We start from the raw sequence: 19623 nt of genomic DNA, 5'->3' as shown, positions 1-19623 counted from the left end.
GGCTGCGGTCTTGTACGATCGTGCAGGCTCAGGCGGGCCGCCGGCCGCGCAGCCCGCGCAACCAGCGGCCCGGCGCCATGCCGTAGGCCTGGCGGAAATGCCGGGTCATGTGGCTCTGGTCGGTGAAGCCGGCCCAGACGGCGGCCTGGGCCAGCGGCTGGCCGGCGGCGGCCAGGCGGCGCGCCAGCTCCAGCCGCCGCATCGTCAGGTAGCGGTAGGGGCTGGTGCCGTATAGCGCCCGGAAGTCGCGCGACAGGCTCCAGCGGTCCCGCCCGCTGGCCTGTTCCAGTTCGTCCAGCGTGACGGGATGCGCCAGCCGGTCCAGCAGATAGGTCCGCGCCAATTCGGCGGCGCGATAGTCCACCGCCCGCCGTCCGCGCCGCGCGCCGGCCGCGGCGTCCAGCGCGCTGGCCAGTTCGTAGATCGCGTCGTCCTCTTCCAGCGGGTCGGGGCAGTCCAGCGAGCGCAGCAGCGCGTCGGAAGCCGCGTACAGGCGCGGGTCGGACGACAGGCCGCCGGCGATGAAGGGCAGCGGCCTGCCGCCCAAAACTTCCTGGATCAGCGCCGGCTCGATATAGGCCATGCGGTAGCGAAAGCCCTCTTCGGTGCCGGCCTGCCCGTCGTGCGGCTCGTCGGGGTGCAGCACGATGGTGCCGCCGGGCAGGCTGTGCGCCATGCCGCTGCGGTAGTGAAAGCTCTGCACCCCGGCCAGGGTGCGGCCGATGGCATAGGTGTCATGGCGGTGCATGTCGTAGCCATGCCCGCCGAAATAGGCTTCGATGCGCTCGACCTTGCGCGCGCCCGGGGCGCGCTGCATCCAGTCGCGCCCGGACGCCGCCGGGCCGCCTGCGCGATCCTCTGGCTTTTTCATGTTCGGCGCCGGGAAAATTCCGATCTGCGAATTTAACGGGAATTCCCTGATATTCCCACCCCGGGCCGCTGGCTACCATTGCGCGCACGCTAAGCCGCCGCCCGGCGGTATTTCTTTGCGCGGAGACATCATGAAAGCACTGAAACTGATCGCGGCGGGCTCCGCCCTGTTCCTCACGTCGTGGGCCGCCCATGCCGGCGCGACCTTCGACAGCGTCAAGAGCAAGGGCTTCGTCCAGTGCGGCGTGTCCACCGGCGTGGCGGGCTTTTCGGTGAACGACAGCAAGGGCGGCTGGATCGGCCTGGACGTGGACCTGTGCCGCGCGCTGGCCGTCACCATGTTCGGCGACGCCTCCAAGGCCAAGATCATGGCCGTCAGCGCGCTGCAGCGATTCACCGCGCTGCAGTCGGGCGAAGTCGACGTGCTGCCGCGCAACACCACGCTCTCGCTGACGCGCGACACCACGCTGGGCCTGATCGGCGTGGGCGTGAACTACTACGACAGCCAGGGCATCATGGTGAACAAGTCGCTGAACGTGAAAAGCGCCAAGGAACTCGACGGCGCCACGGTCTGCGTGCAGCCCGGCACCACCACGGAGCTGAACCTGGCCGACTGGTTCCGCTCCCAGAACATCGTGTTCAAGCCGGTGGTGGTCGAACGCCTGGACGAGATCATCCGCGCCTTCGCCGTGGGCCGCTGCGACGCCTTCACCGGCGACAAGTCGCAGCTGGCGGCCGCGCGCAGCAATCTGGAGAACCCGGAAAAGTACGACATCCTGCCGGAGAACTTCTCCAAGGAGCCGCTCGGCCCCATGGTGCGCCAGGGCGACGAGCAGTGGTTCAACGTGGTGCGCTGGACCCTGAACGCCATGCTGGAAGCGGAAGAATACGGCATCACCTCCAAGAACGTGGACGACATGCTCAAGAGCACCAATCCCAACGTGCAGCGCCTGCTGGGCGTGACGCCGGGCATGGGCAAGCACCTGGGCGTGGACGACAAGTGGGCCTACAACGTCATCAAGACCATCGGCAACTATGGCGAGAGCTTCGAGAAGAACCTGGGACCGAGCAGCCCGCTGAAGCTGCCGCGCGGCCTGAACGCCTCGTACCGGGACGGCGGGCTGATGTACGGCTGGCCGGTGCGCTGACGGCGGGCCTGTATTGAAGGGATACGTATTCGTGGCGGGCGCGCGGGCCCTGGCGAGTTACCCTAGGGTTACAGCGCCCGTCCGCTGAATGCGTTACTCTCCCCCTCCCAAAAAACGAGTCAGCAAGGAGCTCAACATGGCACAAGCCTCCGCCCGTCACATCCTGGTCTCCACCGAGGCCAAGGCCAACGAACTCAAGACCGCCATCGAGAACGGCGCCGACTTCGCCCAGCTGGCCAAGGAAAACTCCAGCTGCCCGTCCAGCCGCGACGGCGGCAACCTGGGCACCTTCGGCCCGGGCCAGATGGTCAAGGAATTCGACACCGTGGTGTTCAGCGCCCCGGTCGGCGTGGTCCAGGGTCCGGTCAAGACCCAGTTCGGCTACCACCTCGTGGAAGTGACCAGCCGCAACGACTGAGCCGCAGCCGGTCCGCAGTAGATACGCAAGCCGCCGCCGGGTTTCCGGCGGCGGTTTTTTTGTTTCACGATGACTCCAGTAGCTCACAGGTCACAAGACCGTGGCGATGTTTAGGCACTATGTTCATACCGAGGACAAGCCGGTGCGGGATGCGGCCAAACTGACGGCGAGTCGGCGGCTGGCGAGTACCGGGGCGTCCCGTTCTATGGAGGCAAGAGCATGACAAGGAAGACGCCTGCGGCAACGCGGAAGCCCGCCGCCTTACCGGCTGGCTATGCCGGTATCCAAGGTGGCATCGTGAAGCTGCTGGACGCGGCGCGCCAGGCGGCGGCGCGCAGTGTCAACGCACTGATGACAGCCAGCTATTGGGAGATTGGCCGTCGGATCGTCGAGGCCGAGCAGAAAGGCAGGCGGCGGGCCGGTTACGGCGAGCAGTTGATCGCGCGGTTGTCCGCCGACCTGACGGCCCGATTCGGGCGCGGTTTCAGCCCGGACAACCTGGAGAACATGCGGCGCTTCTTCTTCGCTTACCCCCTTGAGACAATTTCCGAGACACTGTCTCGGAAATCTGGAGACGGATTGCCCATAGAGAATTCCGAGACAGTGTCTCGGAAATTCGACCTCTCCGAACTGGCCCAGGTCTTCACCCTGCCGTGGTCGGCCTATGTCCGCCTGTTGTCGGTCAAGGATGACCATGCCCGCCAGTTCTACGAGGCAGAGGCACTGCGCGGCGGCTGGAGCGTGCGCCAACTCGACCGGCAGATTGGAAGCCAGTTCTACGAACGGACAGCCTTGTCCAAAGACAAGGCTGCGATGCTGGTCAAGGGGGCAGTGGCCAAGCCCGAGGATGTCATCACGCCCAATGATGCGATCAAAGACCCCTATGTGCTGGAGTTCCTCGACCTCAAGGACGAGTATTCGGAATCTGACCTGGAAGCAGCCTTGATCCAGCGGCTGGAAGACTTTCTGCTGGAACTGGGCGAAGGCTTCACCTTCGTTGGGCGGCAACGCCGACTGCGTATCGACCATACCTGGTATCGCGTAGATCTGCTGTTCTTCCATCGCAAGCTGCGCTGCCTGATTATCATTGACCTGAAGCTGGGCAGCCTGACCCATGCCGACGTGGGGCAGATGCATATGTACTGCAACTATGCCAAGGAGCATTGGGCCTACCCGGATGAAAATCCGCCGGTGGGCCTGATCCTGTGCGCCGACAAGGGCCATGCCCTGGCGCGATATGCGTTGGATGGCTTGCCGACCAAGGTGATGGCGGCGAACTACCGGACGGTGCTGCCAGATGCTGAATTGCTGCAAAAAGAGCTGGAGAACACGCGGCGTCTGCTCGAATCTCGTGAAACGCTGATCCCCAAAAGACGCACGAAATAACCGGGTGTCACGTCACTTGCGCTCGCGGTACCGACGACTATCGCGCGGCGTGGGGCTTTTTCGTCTGGGGGGATGGCGCGGCGCAGCACCGGAAAACCTATCAAATGATTATTTCTGTTCAGGTGACAGGGGCCCGGGCCCGCGACAGAATGGGTCAGCCCGGCAAGGACACTGCCGGAAAGCCACAACCCCGAACCGCTCCGGACCCATGAAAAAATCCCCGAACAAGGTCATCATCACCTGCGCCATCACCGGCTCGGTCCATACGCCGTCGATGTCGCCGCACCTGCCCGTCACGCCCGACGAGATCGCTCATTCCGCACTGGACGCCGCGGCCGCGGGCGCGGCCATCGTGCACCTGCATGCGCGCCGGCCCGACACCGGGCAGCCCACCCAGGACCCCGCGCTCTACGCCCAGTTCCTGCCGCGGATCAAGCAGGCCTCGGACGTGGTGATCAACATCACCACGGGCGGCTCGCCGGTGCTGCCGCTGGCCGACCGCATGGCGCCGGCGCTGCAGTTCAAGCCCGAGGTCGCGTCGCTGAACATGGGCTCCATGAACTTCGGCATGTACGAGCTGCTGGAGCGGTTCCGCGAATTCAAGCACGCCTGGGAACGCCCCTATCTCGAAGGCAGCAGCGACCTGATCTTCAAGAACACGTTCAAGGACATCGAGCACATCCTGACCTCCTGCGGCGACAACGGCACGCGCTTCGAGATCGAGTGCTACGACATCGGCCATCTGTACACGGCGGCGCATTTCGTGGACCGCAAGCTGCTCAAGCCGCCGTTCCTGATCCAGTCGGTGTTCGGCATACGTGGCGGCATCGGCACGCATCCCGAAGACGTGATGATGATGAAGCGCACCGCCGACCGCCTGTTCGGCGGCGACTACATCTGGTCGGTGCTGGCCGCCGGCCGCAAGCAGACGCCGCTGGCGACCATGGCCGCGACGATGGGCGGCAACGTGCGCGTGGGGCTGGAGGACTCCCTGTGGGACGGCCCGGGCGAGCTGGCGCGTTCGAACGCGGACCAGGTGCGAAGAATCCGTCGGATTCTGGAGGACCTGTCGCTGCAAGTGGCGACGCCCGACGAAGCGCGTGAGACGCTGCAGCTCAAAGGACGCGACAACGTCGCGTTCTGAATAACGACACCCCGAGGAGACAACCATGAAAAAAACCCTGTGCGCGGCCGCCCTGGCGGCGCTGTTTGCGACGGCCGGCGCGGCCCAGGCCGACGACGGCGTGATCCGCATCGGATTCATCACCGACATGTCGGGGCTGTCGGCGGACGCCGACGGTCCGGGCGGCGCCGAGGCCATCAAGATGGCGGTGGCGGACATGGGCGGCACGGTGGCCGGCAAGAAGGTGGAAGTGCTGGTGGCCGACCACCAGAACCGCGCCGACATCGCGTCGTCGCGCGCCCGCGAATGGCTGGACCAGAAGGGCGTGAACATGCTGGTCGCCGGCGCCAATTCGGCGGCGGCGCTGGCCATGGCGAAAGTGGCCGAGGAAAAGAAGACGCCGTTCTTCGTGGTGAGCGCGGGCGCCTCGGAGCTGACCAACGCGCAGTGCACGCCCTATACCGTGCACTACGCCTACGACACGGTGTCGCTGGCGCGCGGCACCGCCCGCGCCATGATGAAGGAAGGCAACAAGGACTGGTACTTCCTGACGGTGGACCATGCTTTCGGCCATGCGCTGGAGCGCGACGCCTCGGCGGTGGTGCAGGCCGACGGCGGCTCGGTCAAGGGCCGCGTGCGCCATCCGCTGAACGCGGCCGATTTCTCGTCCTTCATCCTGCAGGCGCAGGCGTCCGGCGCGACGGTGCTGGGGCTGGCGAATTCGGCCAGCGACACCAGCAACGCGGTCAAGGCCGCCGCCGAATTCGGCCTGACGCCGGCGATGAAGCTGGCCGGGCTGCTGGTGCTGATTTCCGACGTCCATGCGCTGGGCCTGCAGGCCGCCCAGGACATGTACCTGACCACCGCCTGGTACTGGGACCAGGACGAACCTTCGCGGCAGTGGGCGGCGCGCTTCGAGGAGCGCATGAAGAAAAAGCCCACGATGCTGCAGGCCGGCGACTATTCCGCGGCCACGACCTACCTGAAGGCGGTCGCGGCCACCAACAGCACCGACGGCGACACCGTCATGAAGTGGCTCAGGGCCAATCCGGTGAACGATTTCTTCGCCAAGGACGGCAAGATCCGCGCCGACGGGCTGATGGTGCACGACATGTTCCTGATGCAGGTGAAGAAGCCGTCGGAATCCAAGGGGCCGTGGGACTATTACAAGCTGGTGGCGCGCGTGCCGGGCGACCAGGTCTACACGTCGCCGCAGGAATCCACCTGCCGCCTGATGAAACCCTGAACCCGTACGAGGAAAGCGGCATGAGCATGAAGAACTCCGTTCCCGGCGATATTTCCTCGCTGCCGGTCGACCTTGCCGGCCGGCGCGTCATCGTGACCGCGGGCGCCGCGGGCATCGGCGCGGCCATCGCCGCCGCGTTCGCCGAACGCGGCGCCCGCGTGCATGTGTGCGACGTGGACGCGCAGGCGCTGGCCGCCTGCCCTCACCCCAACGCGCGCGCCGACGTCGGCCGGCGCGAGGAAATCGACCGCTACATGCAGGACGCGCTGGCGCAGCTCGGCGGCCTGGACGTGCTGGTCAACAATGCCGGAATCGCCGGCCCCACGGCCGGCATCGCCGACATCGCACCACAGGAACTGGACGCGACGCTGGGCATCAACCTGGCCTCGCAGTTCCATACCGTGCGCCATGCGCTGCCGGCGCTGCGTTCGGCCGGCGGCGGCAGCATCATCAACGTCAGCTCGGTGGCCGGCCGCATGGGCGTGCCGATGCGCACGCCCTACGCGGCGACCAAATGGGGCGTGGTGGGGCTGACCCGTTCGCTCGCCATGGAACTGGGCGGCTACGGCATCCGCGTCAATGCGCTGCTGCCGGGCCTGGTGGCCGGCCCGCGCATCGAGCGGGTGATCGAGGCGCGCGCCAGGAACATGGGCCTGACGGTCGAGGAGGAAACCCGGCTCGAACTGGCCGGCGTCAGCCTGGGCCAGTTCGTGCGCGCCGCCGACATCGCCAACATGGCGCTGTTTCTGGCCAGCCCCTATGGCGCGATGATCAGCGGCCAGGCCATCAGCATCGACGGCGACCTGCAATCGCTGCCGTGGCAGCCGCCGCAATAAGGCCGGCGGCTCAGCCCGCCAGTTCGATGGCCTGCGCGTAGACGCCGGTGCGGCGCTCCTGGGCGGCGGCGCGCAGGGCGTCCAGCAGCCGCTCGGCCAGTTCCTGGTTCTGCGCCTCCTTGCGCGTGATGAGCAGGAACTCGAACCACTGCCGCGACGCCAGCGGGCGCACCACCAGGTCGGGATAGGCGGCCGCGATGTCCCAGGCCGACAGCGCGTTCACCAGGCTGATGCCCTTCATGGCCCGCACCGTGCCCGGCAGCAGCGACATGTGCGCGCGCATGCCCGAGCGCAGGATCAGCGAATCCGCGATATCGCCCTGCGCCACCACGTAGTCGGACCACAGCGGCTTGACGTAGGTCTCGGCCGGAATGTCCGCCACCGCGATGGTTTCGCGCTGCGCCAGCGCATGGTCGCGGTGCGCGATGGCGACGACGTCGGCGCGCAGAAACGGCGTGAAGCGCAGCCGCGCGCTGTCGCGGTGGACGGCGCCCAGGCCGAAATCGGCGCGCATGGTCTCGACCGCGCTGATCGCCTGCACCGAGGATTCGATGTCGATGGAAAACGGCCGCGTGCCGTTGGCGTCCAGATAGCGCCGCACCGCGTCGGGCGCGTAGCCCAATGCCAGCGCCGGCGACGCCGCGATCCGCAGCCCGCGCCCGCCGAACTGCTCGATGCTGTGCAGGGCCTCGTCGATGCGCACCAGCTCGTCCAGCACGAACTTGGCTTCGCTGTACAGGTATTGCCCGGCCTCCGTGGGCCGCAAGGTCTTGTACGAACGGTCGAAAAGCTGCACGCCGGTGGCGCTCTCCAGGCGCGAGATGGCGTGGCTGACGGCCGGCTGCGTCAGGTGCATGATCTGCGCGGCCTGCCGGGTCGAGCCGGCCATGACCACCGTATAGAAGATGCGCAGATCGTGGATGTTGAAGTTGCGCTTCATGCCGTTATCCCGGCGCCCGCTGGATCTCCGGCTGGGTCCACTTGCCGTCCAGCATCGCCGGCCTGGGCCAGTAGTACCGGAAGGCCAGCATGAACGGTCCCTGCGGCGCCGGCAGCCAGTTGGATTCCCGGGACTTGCCCGGCGATTCCGGCTGGATGTAGAGGGTGATGCCGCCGTCGGCGTCGCGCTTGAGTCGGCTCAACATGGACGCGTTGATCTGGTAGCGGCCGATGGGGTTGGCCACCAGCTGCTGGTCGGGCAGCCGGTACAGGGTCATGGACCAGAAGGCGCGCACCGGCGGCAGGCCGCGAGGCGGAAAGCGCAGCGTGTATTTGTTGCGGCCGTCGAGCTGCTGGCCGTAGCTGTCTTTTTCCAGCGCCGGGGACATGGCCTCCTCGCGTCCGCTGCCGCCCAGGCCGACCTGCGCGCCGGTGGCGCGCGCCAGGTAGTCATTGCCCAGCGACTTGCGGTCGCCGTAAAGCCCGTCGGTCCTGCCCTGCAGGGCTTCGCGCTTTTTGTCGATGTCGTTCTGGCCGTCGTGCATGCCTTCCTGCAGGGCGCGTCGCAGCGCCGGGTTGAGCTTGCCGACGTCGAACGGCTCGCCGGCCGCGAGGCCGATGCTGGCGAAACGCGCGCGCAGCGAGCGCTCCGAGGCATGCTCGGGCGCGAACTGCAGCAGGAAGGCGAACTGGTTGTAGAACTCCAGCGAGCTGCGCAGCTGCGCCGGCGATTCGGCGGCGATCCAGTCCACCGCCGGCGCCGGGGCGGGCGCGCGCTGGCGGCGGTACGCAGACAGCGTCTGCACCTTGTAGCGGGACTGGATGCGCTTGACGTTGGGCACGTCGGCGGCGCTGTAGATCCGCGTGCGTCCCACCAGGTTGGCCAGTTCGGTTTCCGACCGGAACACCTTGGTGATGCCGGCCGGCGTCTTGCCGTTCCAGCCGGGACCGGCCACCAGGAAGCGCCCGCCGCCGTTGCCGGTGCTGCGGCTGCCGATATAGCCGAAATTGTGCGTATACAGGTCCATCAGCTGCAGCGCGTAATAGCGCCCGCCGCCAATCGGCGGCACGGTGACGACCACGGGCTCGGCGCGCAGGTCCAGCGCCGCGTACGAGTAGCCGGTGTCGGAGCTGGGCGCATAGGCCTTGTCCTCGGGCGCATAGACGCGCGCCATGCTGCTGATGGTGTTGAACGGGCCCTTGTACTGCGGACCGTTCCTGTCGATGCTGAAGGCGTACATGGTCTGGTAGCTGGCGACCATGGGCGTGCCGTACAGATAGGCCTCGCGCGCGATGCTGCGCGCCTGCTGCGCCGTGACGCCGTCTATCCCGACCGAACGCGAACCGCTGGCGGCGTCGGGCGAATGGAAACTGCAGCCGGCCAGCGCGCCCGCCAGGAGAGCCGCGGCCGCCAGGCGCAGGCCGCGGCGGGTTGCCAGGAAAAAGCCGGTGCATATCTGACGGTTGCGCATTCAGTGCTCCAACATTTCGAGGGATGGGCCGGGCCGGCCCGCGTATCGCCGCGCGCGGCTGCTCAGGCCTCCTGGACCTGGCTTTCCAGCCGCAAGACCGGAATGGCCTGGATCGCGCTTTCGCTGGCGCTGGCGTCCGTGGTCAGGTGCTGGATCAGGTCCAGCGTGGTGGAACGGCGGGTCAGCATCAGGCAGGTGACTTCGGCCTCGGCCACGCGCGTGGCGTGCCAGCAGCCGGGCCGCATGCACACGCCCTGCCCCTGCGGCACCCGGAAAGCCGCGACCTGGGACAGGTCCGGGCTGCCGTCGGCGGCGCTGGGCGCCACGACCTGGATGATCTCGCCGGTCAGCGGGACGATGGCCTGCTGGGTCAGCAGGTGTTTTTCGAGGCTGTCGATTTCAAGCGAGCGGCTGCGGTAGTTGACCCACAGCAGCTCGGCGTCGCCGCCCGCGCCGGTATTGAACAGGTGCTCCTGCCAGAAATCGGTGGCCGCGTTGGAGTACAGCGGCACGCCGTTGCCGTCCGGGATGGGCTTGCCCAGCATCCAGCCGTAGGGGCGGAAGGCCTCGGGCGTCAGAACATTGATTTCCAGTTGCTCGTTGCTCGTCATGCGGAACCCTGTGTTGGCTTGGCCGCGCGGGCGCGCTTCGGGAATTCGGCATCGTAGTCGAATTCGCCGCGCGCGATGGCCTCGAGTATGGCCGCGCGCCGTTCGGCGGCGCGCTTGAGATTGGCGGCGGTGGGCTTGGCGCGGATGCGCTCGACGCAATGCCGGCCCTGGTGGAAGAAACCGATCTCGATGGAAGACTCCGAGGCGGGCCTGACCCCGTCGAATCCCTGGCGCGCCGCCGTCTCACGCATCGTCCTCTCCCATTGCCGATGAGCGACATGATATCGCTTTACACTGTTCCGACGCCCCTCTCAGGAAGCGCATTATGACCACGGATCTGTCATCGCACTATGTCCTGCTGGACGCCTCGGGCGCCAGCACCACCGTCGAAGGCGGCGACGCGTTCTGGTCGCAGCCGCCCGAGGAACTCGACCGCTACGGCCGAGGCTGGCTGCTGTCGGAGTTCAGCTTCGCCTCGGACTGGCCGCAATGGGAAATGCACCCGCAGGCCGACGAGGTCGTGCGCTTGCTGTCGGGCGCGGCCGAGCTGCAGCTGGAGTGGCCCACCGGCATCCAGAAAATCCACATGCAGGCGGGCGACGCCTACGTGATACCCAAGGGCGCGTGGCACACGGTCAAGGTGCTGGAGCCCTGTCGCATGGTGCACGTGACCATGGGCGGGGGCACCCAGCACCGCCCGCTGTAGCGCGCCGGCCGGCGCGCAGACCGGGCGCTTGTTAACGCTTGGTTTTCGATGGTTACATTTCCCGAGTTATTGCCTGCTACGGGTGGTTACAGTGCTGCCTTCCCATCTTCTTGGCAGGCATACGACCATGCGGCATTGCGCCCGGCCCTTACGTTCCGGCGGTTGCGTCCCGCCCCGCCCCGCGGCGAGGGCCTCGTTCGACTTCAAGCCGCTGGCGCTCGCCCTGGCGCTGGCCAGCCTGGCCGCGGTGCAGGCGCCGGCCCAGGCGCAATCCAGCTGGATCGCGCGCTGCCTCGGCGACTTCTTCGAACCGGGCGCGCGTCCGGAATGCCACCAGCCCTACAGCGAAGGCCTGGCCGCGGTGCTGACCGGCTCGGCCGGCGACGCCGCGGGCCGCTGGGGCTACCTCGACAAGCAGGGCCGCATGGCCATCGCGCCCGCCTATGACGAGGCCGAGCCGTTCCAGAACGGCCTGGCCGCGGTGAACAAGGACGGGCGCTGGGGCTATATCGACCGCGGCGGCCGCTGGGCCATCGAACCCCGTTACGCGCGCGCCAGCGGCTTCAACGCCGAAGGCAGCGCGGTGGTGGAAGCGGACGGCCGCGACGTGCTGATCGACCGCCAGGGCAAGACGCTCAAGACCTTTGCGCTGGGCGCGCGCAGCTGGGGTTTCCGGCCGGGCCAGAAGCTGGCGGCGATGGAAATCCCGCAGCCGCCGCGGCTGTTCAACGTCGCGACCGGCAAGGCGGCCACGCTGCCCGAAGGCGTGATGCGGCTGGCGGCGCCAACCGGCGGCTATCTGCCGGCCCAGTTGCGCGACACGCGCTATGGCGGCTGGTGGGGGCTGCTGGACCAGGCGGGCGGCTGGGCCGTGACGCCGCAGGCCCTGCAGTCGCAGGAGCCGCCGTTGCGCGACGGCGCGCTTCTGGCGGTGCGCCGCGAAGAGCGCTGGCTGTTCGTGGACGCGGCCGGCCAGGCGCTTTCTTCCGAGCGCTACCGGCAATTGCAGTCTGTGGCGCCCGGCCTGTGGCTGGCCCGTCCCGACGACGGCGGGCCGGCCCAGCTGCTGGACGGCCAGCGCCAGGTGCTGCATCGCTTCAAATCTCCTTACGCCGGCGTGCAGGATCGCGAAGGCTGGCGCTTCATGGTCGACGACGACCTCGTGCTGCTGATCGACGCCGCCGACAGGCTGATCCGGGTGCCCGTCGGCCAGGGCCGCGTGGACGTGCGCGAGGGCCAGGCCTGGATTTCCGGCGCCCAGCCCGGCAACGCCCCGCAGGCCCAGGCCGCCGAACAGCCGGGCCAGGACGCCGTGGCCCGGGCCGAGGACGCCGCCGCCCCGGTCGAAGCCGAAGCCGCCGAGGACATCGGCGGCGAACCGGCAGCCGACGACGCGGGCGCGATGATCGCAAGCGACGCCGCCATCCCGGCGGCGGCAGTGCCGGCCGACGCGCCGCCGCCGCCGATGATTCCCATGCCGCCGGTCTCGGCGGCGTCCGAGGCGGGTGCGGCCGCCGATGCCGCCGACGCGGCCGATGCGGCGGCGGCAGCCGCCGAAGCCGCGGCCGCCGCCGCGGCCAGCGGCGCGGAAATCAGCCAGGGCGGGCTGGTGCAGATCTACGCCGCCGACGGCAGGCCGCTGCTGGACGACGCCACCGTCGCGCGGCTGCGGGCCTACGACGTCACCGCCTTCAGCCGCCGCGACGAAAGCAGGCGCGGCGCCGCCGGCACGGCCCCGATGCCGTTGGCGCTGCTGCGTCCGCATGCCTATGGGCAGCCCATCGGCATCCTGACGCCGGCCGGCAAGATCGTGACCAACGCGGACTGGGACGACATCTCGGCCTATGACGTGTCCATGCCCTTGCCGGTGCGCACCCGCGAAGGCAAGGCCGGCGCGATCGACGCGGCGGGCAAGTGGGCGGTCCCGCCGCGCTTCGGCAATCTGCGCCCGTTCCGCGGCGGTTACGCCTGGGCGCGGCCGGCGGGCTCGCAGCGCGGCGAGGAGGTGCTGATCGACGCCCGGGGCAAGACCGTGGCCGTGCCCGACGCGGTGCTCGACGGCGCCGAGGGCCTGGACGGCGACATGCTCCACTACCGCGCGCCGGACGAGAACCGCGAACGCCGCTGGGGCGTCTGGAACCTGCGCGCCGGCGCGCCGATGCTCAAGCCGGTGTACGACGGCATCGAAGCGTTCCGCGACGGCTGGGCCCTGGTGCAGGAACGGGGCCAGTGGGGCGTGATCGACAGCAAGGGGCGATGGGCGCTGCGCCCCGCCTACCAGAGCGCGTACGAACTGGAATACCTGGGCAATGGCCTCATGCTGGTTCCCGACACCGGCCCGCGCGCTTCCGACTCGTCGCGCGGCTACCGGCTCGTCAACCTGCGCAGCGGCAAGTCCAGCCCGGCGCTGGCCAATAAGCCCACCGCCCTGAAGGACGGACGCTACATCGCCGAGCTGGAGGACGCCGGCCTGATGCTGTTCGACGCGGACGGCGCGGGCCTGCGCCTGGCCGACAGCCGGCAGCGCCGCAACGAGGTGTACGGCGACTGGATCTACATGGAGGGCGACGAGCGCGAAGGCGCCATCGACGCCCGCGGCGAGCTGAAGGTGCCCGCCCTGTATGGCGAATTCAATCCCTTCTTCGTGCAGCCCGAAGGCCTGGCGCGCGCCTACGACGGCGCCGGCTACCGCCTGATCGACCAGAACGGCAAGACGCTGCTGGATGGCCGCGGCGACGGCACGCCGCTGGCCGGCATGCAGCGCATCGTGTACCAGGACGACGGCGGCAGCGTCATGACGGACCTGCGCGGCAACGAGGTCGCGCGCGTGCCCGGCAGCTACAGCGTGCGCTATCGCTTCGCCAGCGAAGGCGTGGTGCCCTACAGCGGCGACGGCGGCAACGACCGCTACGGCTTCGTCGACGCCGCCGGCAAGCGCATCGTGGGGCCGCACTTCGACTGGCTGGGACCGCTCAGGAACGGCCTGGCCGTGGCGCAGCGCAAGCAGCGCACCGGCAAGCAGTTCGGCTACATCGACCTGAGCGGGCGCTATGCGATCCCGCCGCTGTTCTCGTGGGCCGGCGACTTCCACGAGGAACGCGCGCTGGTGCGCCAGGACGGATACACGCAGTTCATCGACACAAAGGGAGAACCGCTGGCGACCTTCGTCATGGTGTGCGACACGCTGACCATCCTGGACCGCCTCGGCCGCATCAGCTGGCCGCAGCAGAAGATGAGCTGCCCCGCGGCAGGGAAGTTCGAGCTCGCCCCCGACAACGCCAAAGCGGAACAACAATGAAGTCACGCGCATTCAGCATCACCCGTCTCGCCTGCGCGCTGGCCGCGCTGGGCGCGTCCCTGTCCGCCCACGCGCAGTACGGAGACGCCGGCTGCCTGGAGAACGCCCCGTACGACAGCTACGCCGAACTGGACACGAGCGCCGGCAGCCCCTACGCCAACGGCTGCATCCGCACGCTGTCGGACAAGCGCGCGGCGGTGCTGCTGCCCAGCGCACTGAAAAGCGCCGGCCCGGCGCCCGGCGACCGGTCGCTGCGCCGCCATGCCTGGGGCTTCCTGGACCAGAACGGCAGGCTGGCGATCGACCCGATATTCGAGGCCGTGGGCGACTTCCGCCACGGCCTGGCCGCCGTCAAGTGGCAGGGCCGCTGGGGTTTCATCGACACGCGCGGCCGCATGGCGGTGCGCCCGCAGTTCGACGCCGTGCAGAACTTCACGCAGGCCGGCCTGGCCGTGGCCACGCTGGACGGCCGCCACCATCTGATCGACCGCAAGGGCAATTACGTGGGCGAGCCGCTGGACGAAAGCGTGGCCTCGCTGCGCCTGCAGGATGGCGTGCCGGCCCTGGCCACGCTGGAATACAAGCTGGAGTACCGCTCCGCCAGCGGCGAGCGCCGCTACGGCGACGCCGGCATCCATCTGATCCGCGCCTATGGCAAGCAGCTGTACGTGGCGCGCAACGACGAGGGCCGCTACGGCCTGGTGGACGGCCAGTGGAACTGGGCGCTGGAGCCGGTCTACGACGACATCCTGGAGCCGTCCGAGGAAGGCGCGCTGGCCCTGGCCTACGGGCCGCGCGGCGCGGAATTGCTGGACCCGCAGGGCCGGTCGGTGCTGGACGAGGGCCAGCGCTACCGCGAACTGAGGCAACTGGGCAATGCGTTCTGGAGCGCCGAGCTGGAGCGCGGCAGCTATGCGGTGCTGGACGCCGCGGGCAAGCCCGTGGCCAGGCTCAAGGGCGATCAGGCCTATGGTTCGCAGCGCTTTGGCGACACGCTGCTCTATCCCTCCGGCAACAAGGTGATGGCCTTGATCCCGGGCCGCGGCGAACCGGTGGAGCTGGGCGCGGACCTGGCCGTCGTCGGCGATCTGGACGGCTATGTGCGTTTCACCGACGCGCAAAACACGTCGGCCGGGCTGCTGACGCCCTCCGGCGCCTGGCTGTACGGCGACCGCGCGCCGGCCTGGCTGGGCGAGTTCAGCCGCATGGAGGTGCGCCAGGGCAGGCTGTGGCTGTTCCAGGACACCCGCCTGCTCAACGTGATCGACGCCGAAGGCCGCGCGCTGCTCAAGCCCGAGACGGTCGAGGCCGCGCAGCAGATGGCGCTGCGGCCGCTGGCGCTGGACATGCCCGGCGGCCCGCTGGGCCTGCTCAGCCACGGCTACTGCCACTGCAACACCGAGACCGGCGCCGGCCTGGTGCTGGCCGACGGCAGCATCGTGAGCGACGCCGCCTGGACCGAGGTGACCCCGCTGGACGTCGTCGACCGGTACGACGGCGAGCCGCCCGCAGGACTTGAGGCGCGGCACCTGCGCTACGCCGCCCACACGGCCGACGGCATGCGCCTGCTGGACGCGGCCGGCAAGCCCATCGACCTGCCCGCGCAGCAATACATCGGGGAATTCCGCCACGGCTATGCGCTGGCCTACGGCGGCGGCGCAAGCCGCATGATCGACCGCGACGGCAAGGCCTATGCGCTGCCGGCGGGTTACTTCGACACGGAAATCGTCGCGCCCGGCGTGGTGCGTTTCGTGGAGACCGCGGCCGAGGACGCGCCCTGGGGCCTGTACGACTTCGTGGCCGGCAAGGTCATCGCCGAGGCGCGCTATCGCAGCATCGGCGAATTCGAGCACGGCCAGGCCGTGGCCTCGCTGGGGCCGGACCGCAGCGGCGTCATCGACCTGCAGGGCCGCTGGATCGTGCCGGCCAGCCACCATGCCGCCAGGCGCGTCAACGCGCAGCTGTGGCAGGTGCAGCAGGCCGACCCGCAGCAGGAGGAATACAAACGCCCCTCCGCCCTGTTCAACGCCGAGGGCCGCGCGCTGACCGCCTTCCTGCCCAACCTGCAGGCCCACGCCGACGAGACCGGCGCCATTACCGCCGACGACGGCAAGCGCCGCTGGATCATCTCGCCCGACGGCGCCGACGCGCTGGACATGGAGGATGCGCGCTACACCCGCCTGGGCGACTGGATGGAGATCCGCCGCGCCCCGCGCAGCGGCTATCTGGACGCGCAGGGCCGGTGGCAGATCGCGCCCGCCGCCGTGATCGGCGGCACCTTCCGCGGCGCGCCGGCCCGCGCCCTGGTGAGCGACGACGACGGCGACCGCGTGATCGACGCGCAGGGCAAGACCGTCGCCGCCCTGCCCGATGGCGACTGGAGTTGGCCGGCCGGCTCGCCCACGCTGCTGCGGCGCTACATCGACCAGGGCAGGCAGAAGACCGACTACGTCGGCCTGGACGGCAAGGTCCGCGTGAGCGCCGAGGGCCTTGCGTCGGCCTACTCGGAAGGCTATGCCGTGTCGCAGCTGTCGAGCCGCGCGATGCGCGCGGTCGACGCCCGCGGCGCGCTCACCGGACCCGCGTTCGATGCGCTGGGCCGCCTGAGCGAGGGCCTGGCGCCGGTCTACGCCGACAGCGCCTATGGCTACGTCAACGCCGCCGGCGAGATGGCGCTGCTGCCCGCCTACGAAACCGTCTCGCCGTTCCGGGACGGGCGCGCCGTGGTCTCGACCATGGAATGGTCTTCCATCATCGACCGCACCGGCAGGCCGGTGGCGCGCGTGGCGATGGAATGCGGCGTGCGCACGCTGTACGGCTCGTACGGCCAGCGGCTGTGGCCGCTGACCCTGCCGCGGCGCTGCCCCGGATAGCGCCTCCCGCCGCTATTGCGCGTCCAGCGCCAGGTAGCGGCGGGTCTGCACGATCTCCTCGCGCTCCTTGAAGCTGGTGAGGCGCTCGGCCAGGGCGCTGCTGTCGCCGGTCTGGCGGATGGCCGCCAGCGTGGCCTGCATGGCATGGATGGCGGCGCGCTGCAGGTCCGACGGAATGATGACCAGGCGATAGCCCATTGCCGCCAGTTCGGGCAACGGCACCAGCGGCGTCTTGCCGCCGTAGAACATGTTGATGAGCTTCAGGCCGGGCAGGCGCTCGGCGATGGCCTGGATCTGCTCCCGCGTCTCGGGCGCTTCCACGAACAGCATGTCGGCGCCCGCTTCCACGTAGCGCTGCGCGCGCGCCAGCGCGGCGTCGAAGCCCTCGACCGCGATGGCGTCGGTGCGCGCGATCACCAGCGCGTCGGGGTCGCTCAGGGTCTGGCGCGCGATGTGCACCTTGCGGCACATTTCCTCCACGTCGACCAGGCTCTTGTCGTCCAGGTGGCCGCAGCGCTTGGGAAACGACTGGTCCTCGATGTGGAAGGCGGCCACGCCGGCGCGCTCCATGATGCGCACGGTGCGCTCGACGTTGGCCGACCCGCCGAAGCCGGTGTCGGCATCGGCCACCACCGGCAGCCCGCTGGCGTCGACGATTTTTTCCACGCGGTCCATCACTTCGGTAAAGCTCAGCAGGCCGATGTCGGGGTAGCCCGCGGCGCGCGCGATGGCGCCGCCGCTGGCGTAGACCGCCGGAAAGCCGGCCGCGGCCACCAGGCGGGCCGACATGCCGTCATAGGCGCCGGGCGCCACGACGACGTCGGCGGCCAGGCGCTGGCGCAACAGGGTGCTGGGTTTGACTGGGGCGTTCATGCGGATTCCTTGAAGGACGTATCGGATGCGTCCATGATCGTTCCGCGACACTAGAATGTCCAATATATGGAAAATTGATAATTAATACTTTCTAGATACCGATATGGAACTGCGCCACCTGCGTTATTTCGTCGCCACCGCCGAGGCCGAACACTTCACCCGCGCCGCCGAACAACTGGGCATGGCGCAGCCGCCGCTGTCGCAGCAGATCCGCCAGCTGGAGCAGGAAGTCGGCACGCCGCTGTTCGACCGCAACGGCCGGGGCGTGGCGCTGAACGACGCGGGCCGCGCCTTCCTGGCCTGCGCGCAGGACATCCTGCAGCGCGCCCAGGCGGCCGTGCTGACCGCGCAGCGGGCGGCGCGCGGCGAGGTCGGCGAGCTGACGTTGGGGTTCACGGAATCGGCTTCGTTCAACGGCGTGGTGACCGGGCTGATCCGGCAATACCGCCAGCGCTATCCGGAAGTGGAGATGACGCTGTCGCAAGGCGATAGCGAAACGCTGGTGGCGCAGCTGCGCAGCGGCGCGATAGACGCGGCCTTCGTGCGGCCGCCCTTCGCGCTGGACGGCGGGCTGGCCTTCACGCAGCTGGCGCAGGAGCCGCTGGTGGTGGCGCTGCCGCTGGGCCATCGCCTGGCCGGCGCGGCGCAACTGGCGCCCGCCGACCTGGCGCGCGAGCGCTTCATTCTGTATTCGCGCAAGTCAGGTTACGGACTGAGCGCGGACATCATGGCGGCCTGCCGGCAGCAGGGGCTCAACCCCAGCATCGGCCAGCGCGCGCCGCAGCTGTCTTCGGCGGTGAACCTAGTGGCGGCGGGCATGGGCGTGGCGATCGTGCCGGATTCGCTGCGCCATCTGCGCCCCGACGGCGTGGTGTACCGTCCGTTCGCGCTGGACTGGCCGCGCGCGGTGCTGGGCCTGGCGGTGCGCCAGCCCGGCGCGGGCGCGCGCGTGCGCAACCTGCTGGCGCTGGCCGCGGCCTGAGGCCGCCGTTCAGTCTTCGTGCGACTCGTGCACGGCGGCCGCGCCGCGCTTCCAGTAGCTGGCGGCGCGGATGCGGCGCTTGTCCACGCCATGGCCCGCCACCATGATTTCGCGCAGCGCCCTGGCCACGGCGGACTCGGCCGCGATCCACACATAGCCTTCGCCCGGCGGCAGGCGCAGTTCGCGCGCCGCGTCCAGCAGCGCCGCGCCGTCGCCGGACGCCGCGCCGTCGCGGTGCAGCCAGCGGACCGTCGCGCGCGCGGGGCTGGCCAGCGCGATCTCGTTGGCGGCATGCGGCACTTCGATCAGGGCCAGCGCCTGCGCGGTCTCGGGCAGCTCTTCCAGGCGGCGCGCGATGGCGGGCAAGGCGGTTTCGTCGCCGATCAGCAGGTGCCAGTCAAAGCCCGTGGGCACCACGAAGGAACCGCGCGGCCCGGCTATGCCCAGCCGCTGGCCGGGCGCGGCCTGCTCGGCCCAGGTCGAGGCGGGGCCGTCGCCGTGCAGCACGAAGTCGATCACGAGTTCCCTGCGCGCCGCGTCATAACGGCGCGGGGTGTAGTCGCGCGCGGCTGGCCGGGGCGCACCTTCGGGGAACGTGATGCCGTCCGGGCCGAAGCTGGGCAGGACCGGCGGCAGCGAAGGGTCGGGCGAAAAGAAAAGCTTCACGTGGTCGTCGAACGAGGCGGAGACGAAGTCGTGCAGGTCGTCGCCGGTGAAGGTGACGCGGGCCAGCAGGCCGGCGATGCGCTCGACGTGCGCCACGGTCAGCACGCGCGCCTTCAGTTCGTGGCGGACGCGTTCGACATTGAGGTCGGTGCGGGTCATGGATACTCCAGGAAGGT

Annotated in this window: 17 protein-coding genes and 1 pseudogene; 11 read left to right on the top strand and 7 right to left on the bottom strand. The window is 69.2% G+C overall.

Features of this window, described 5'->3' with window-relative positions:
- Window positions 1–28: 28 nt before the first annotated feature.
- Window positions 29–871: an AraC family transcriptional regulator gene (locus AC1M14_RS02710; protein WP_111826000.1), complete on the bottom strand. Its 843-nt coding sequence runs from the start codon at window positions 869–871 to the stop codon at window positions 29–31.
- Between the two features lie 130 nt (window positions 872–1001).
- Here AC1M14_RS02710 and AC1M14_RS02705 point away from each other — a divergent pair, with 130 nt between their 5' ends.
- The 7 genes and pseudogenes from AC1M14_RS02705 (at window position 1002) to AC1M14_RS02675 (ending at window position 7027) form a co-directional block, all read left to right on the top strand.
- The gene (locus AC1M14_RS02705; RefSeq protein WP_479730916.1) at window positions 1002–2018 is read left to right on the top strand and encodes an amino acid ABC transporter substrate-binding protein; all 1017 of its coding nucleotides are present in this window, start codon (window positions 1002–1004) and stop codon (window positions 2016–2018) included.
- A 136-nt stretch (window positions 2019–2154) separates the two neighbouring features.
- Complete coding sequence (locus AC1M14_RS02700) at window positions 2155–2436, top strand: peptidylprolyl isomerase (RefSeq protein WP_102773385.1); 282 nt, start codon at window positions 2155–2157, stop codon at window positions 2434–2436.
- Window positions 2437–2518: 82 nt separating this feature from the next.
- A pseudogene (locus tag AC1M14_RS02695) lies at window positions 2519–2659 on the top strand (integrase); the annotation flags it as partial.
- Window positions 2656–3822, top strand: a complete 1167-nt coding sequence (locus AC1M14_RS02690; RefSeq protein ID WP_479730915.1) for a PDDEXK nuclease domain-containing protein — start codon at window positions 2656–2658, stop codon at window positions 3820–3822. The pseudogene AC1M14_RS02695 and the gene AC1M14_RS02690, both read left to right, overlap by 4 nt.
- A gap of 208 nt (window positions 3823–4030) precedes the next feature.
- Window positions 4031–4966 carry a 3,5-dioxohexanoate:acetyl-CoA acetone transferase gene (gene kce / locus AC1M14_RS02685; RefSeq protein WP_102773384.1) on the top strand — a complete coding sequence of 312 codons (936 nt, stop codon included), beginning with the start codon at window positions 4031–4033 and terminating at the stop codon, window positions 4964–4966.
- A gap of 25 nt (window positions 4967–4991) precedes the next feature.
- Window positions 4992–6191, top strand: coding sequence for an ABC transporter substrate-binding protein (locus AC1M14_RS02680; RefSeq protein WP_479730914.1), 1200 nt, complete (start codon window positions 4992–4994; stop codon window positions 6189–6191).
- 20 nt (window positions 6192–6211) lie between these two features.
- Complete coding sequence (locus tag AC1M14_RS02675) at window positions 6212–7027, top strand: SDR family oxidoreductase (protein ID WP_479730913.1); 816 nt, start codon at window positions 6212–6214, stop codon at window positions 7025–7027.
- A 10-nt stretch (window positions 7028–7037) separates the two neighbouring features.
- On the opposite strand, the gene AC1M14_RS02670 is transcribed toward AC1M14_RS02675, so the two are convergent.
- The 4 genes from AC1M14_RS02670 to AC1M14_RS02655 form a co-directional block, all read right to left on the bottom strand.
- Window positions 7038–7967: a LysR family transcriptional regulator gene (locus AC1M14_RS02670; protein WP_209164659.1), complete on the bottom strand. Its 930-nt coding sequence runs from the start codon at window positions 7965–7967 to the stop codon at window positions 7038–7040.
- Window positions 7968–7971: 4 nt separating this feature from the next.
- Window positions 7972–9438, bottom strand: a complete 1467-nt coding sequence (locus tag AC1M14_RS02665; protein ID WP_102773380.1) for a DUF1254 domain-containing protein — start codon at window positions 9436–9438, stop codon at window positions 7972–7974.
- A 62-nt stretch (window positions 9439–9500) separates the two neighbouring features.
- The gene (locus AC1M14_RS02660; protein WP_102773379.1) at window positions 9501–10049 is read right to left on the bottom strand and encodes an ureidoglycolate lyase; all 549 of its coding nucleotides are present in this window, start codon (window positions 10047–10049) and stop codon (window positions 9501–9503) included.
- Entirely contained in the window at window positions 10046–10300 is a 255-nt protein-coding gene (locus AC1M14_RS02655) for an Arm DNA-binding domain-containing protein (RefSeq protein ID WP_102773378.1), read from the bottom strand. Before AC1M14_RS02655 ends, AC1M14_RS02660 begins: the two co-directional genes overlap by 4 nt.
- Window positions 10301–10374: 74 nt before the next feature.
- Here AC1M14_RS02655 and AC1M14_RS02650 point away from each other — a divergent pair, with 74 nt between their 5' ends.
- The 3 genes from AC1M14_RS02650 to AC1M14_RS02640 all read left to right on the top strand — a co-directional run bounded on the left by AC1M14_RS02650 (window position 10375) and on the right by AC1M14_RS02640 (window position 16926).
- Window positions 10375–10755, top strand: coding sequence for a cupin domain-containing protein (locus AC1M14_RS02650; protein ID WP_479730912.1), 381 nt, complete (start codon window positions 10375–10377; stop codon window positions 10753–10755).
- A 127-nt stretch (window positions 10756–10882) separates the two neighbouring features.
- Window positions 10883–14053, top strand: coding sequence for a WG repeat-containing protein (locus tag AC1M14_RS02645; protein ID WP_479730911.1), 3171 nt, complete (start codon window positions 10883–10885; stop codon window positions 14051–14053).
- Entirely contained in the window at window positions 14050–16926 is a 2877-nt protein-coding gene (locus AC1M14_RS02640; protein ID WP_479730910.1) for a WG repeat-containing protein, read from the top strand. Before AC1M14_RS02645 ends, AC1M14_RS02640 begins: the two co-directional genes overlap by 4 nt.
- Before the next feature lie 12 nt (window positions 16927–16938).
- Here the strand turns inward: AC1M14_RS02640 and AC1M14_RS02635 are convergent, their stop codons facing one another.
- Window positions 16939–17799, bottom strand: coding sequence for an isocitrate lyase/PEP mutase family protein (locus AC1M14_RS02635; RefSeq protein WP_102773374.1), 861 nt, complete (start codon window positions 17797–17799; stop codon window positions 16939–16941).
- Window positions 17800–17902: 103 nt separating this feature from the next.
- On the opposite strand from AC1M14_RS02635, the gene AC1M14_RS02630 reads away from it, so the two are divergent.
- Window positions 17903–18781 carry a LysR family transcriptional regulator gene (locus tag AC1M14_RS02630; protein WP_102773373.1) on the top strand — a complete coding sequence of 293 codons (879 nt, stop codon included), beginning with the start codon at window positions 17903–17905 and terminating at the stop codon, window positions 18779–18781.
- Window positions 18782–18790: 9 nt separating this feature from the next.
- Here AC1M14_RS02630 and AC1M14_RS02625 read toward each other — a convergent pair whose 3' ends face one another.
- Complete coding sequence (locus AC1M14_RS02625) at window positions 18791–19606, bottom strand: siderophore-interacting protein (protein WP_479730909.1); 816 nt, start codon at window positions 19604–19606, stop codon at window positions 18791–18793.
- Window positions 19607–19623 lie beyond the last annotated feature (17 nt).

It is taken from the genome of Achromobacter sp. SX5 (assembly GCF_056711425.1).
This window is presented reverse-complemented; position numbering and strand designations above follow the sequence as displayed.

Bases quoted from the DNA above. Each gene is read 5' to 3' on its own strand.
- AC1M14_RS02710 (WP_111826000.1), bottom strand. From the start codon at position 871: ATGAAAAAGCCAGAGGATCGCGCAGGCGGCCCGGCGGCGTCCGGGCGC.
- AC1M14_RS02705 (WP_479730916.1), top strand. From the start codon at position 1,002: ATGAAAGCACTGAAACTGATCGCGGCGGGCTCCGCCCTGTTCCTCACG.
- AC1M14_RS02700 (WP_102773385.1), top strand. From the start codon at position 2,155: ATGGCACAAGCCTCCGCCCGTCACATCCTGGTCTCCACCGAGGCCAAG.
- AC1M14_RS02690 (WP_479730915.1), top strand. From the start codon at position 2,656: ATGACAAGGAAGACGCCTGCGGCAACGCGGAAGCCCGCCGCCTTACCG.
- kce (WP_102773384.1), top strand. From the start codon at position 4,031: ATGAAAAAATCCCCGAACAAGGTCATCATCACCTGCGCCATCACCGGC.
- AC1M14_RS02680 (WP_479730914.1), top strand. From the start codon at position 4,992: ATGAAAAAAACCCTGTGCGCGGCCGCCCTGGCGGCGCTGTTTGCGACG.
- AC1M14_RS02675 (WP_479730913.1), top strand. From the start codon at position 6,212: ATGAGCATGAAGAACTCCGTTCCCGGCGATATTTCCTCGCTGCCGGTC.
- AC1M14_RS02670 (WP_209164659.1), bottom strand. From the start codon at position 7,967: ATGAAGCGCAACTTCAACATCCACGATCTGCGCATCTTCTATACGGTG.
- AC1M14_RS02665 (WP_102773380.1), bottom strand. From the start codon at position 9,438: ATGCGCAACCGTCAGATATGCACCGGCTTTTTCCTGGCAACCCGCCGC.
- AC1M14_RS02660 (WP_102773379.1), bottom strand. From the start codon at position 10,049: ATGACGAGCAACGAGCAACTGGAAATCAATGTTCTGACGCCCGAGGCC.
- AC1M14_RS02655 (WP_102773378.1), bottom strand. From the start codon at position 10,300: ATGCGTGAGACGGCGGCGCGCCAGGGATTCGACGGGGTCAGGCCCGCC.
- AC1M14_RS02650 (WP_479730912.1), top strand. From the start codon at position 10,375: ATGACCACGGATCTGTCATCGCACTATGTCCTGCTGGACGCCTCGGGC.
- AC1M14_RS02645 (WP_479730911.1), top strand. From the start codon at position 10,883: ATGCGGCATTGCGCCCGGCCCTTACGTTCCGGCGGTTGCGTCCCGCCC.
- AC1M14_RS02640 (WP_479730910.1), top strand. From the start codon at position 14,050: ATGAAGTCACGCGCATTCAGCATCACCCGTCTCGCCTGCGCGCTGGCC.
- AC1M14_RS02635 (WP_102773374.1), bottom strand. From the start codon at position 17,799: ATGAACGCCCCAGTCAAACCCAGCACCCTGTTGCGCCAGCGCCTGGCC.
- AC1M14_RS02630 (WP_102773373.1), top strand. From the start codon at position 17,903: ATGGAACTGCGCCACCTGCGTTATTTCGTCGCCACCGCCGAGGCCGAA.
- AC1M14_RS02625 (WP_479730909.1), bottom strand. From the start codon at position 19,606: ATGACCCGCACCGACCTCAATGTCGAACGCGTCCGCCACGAACTGAAG.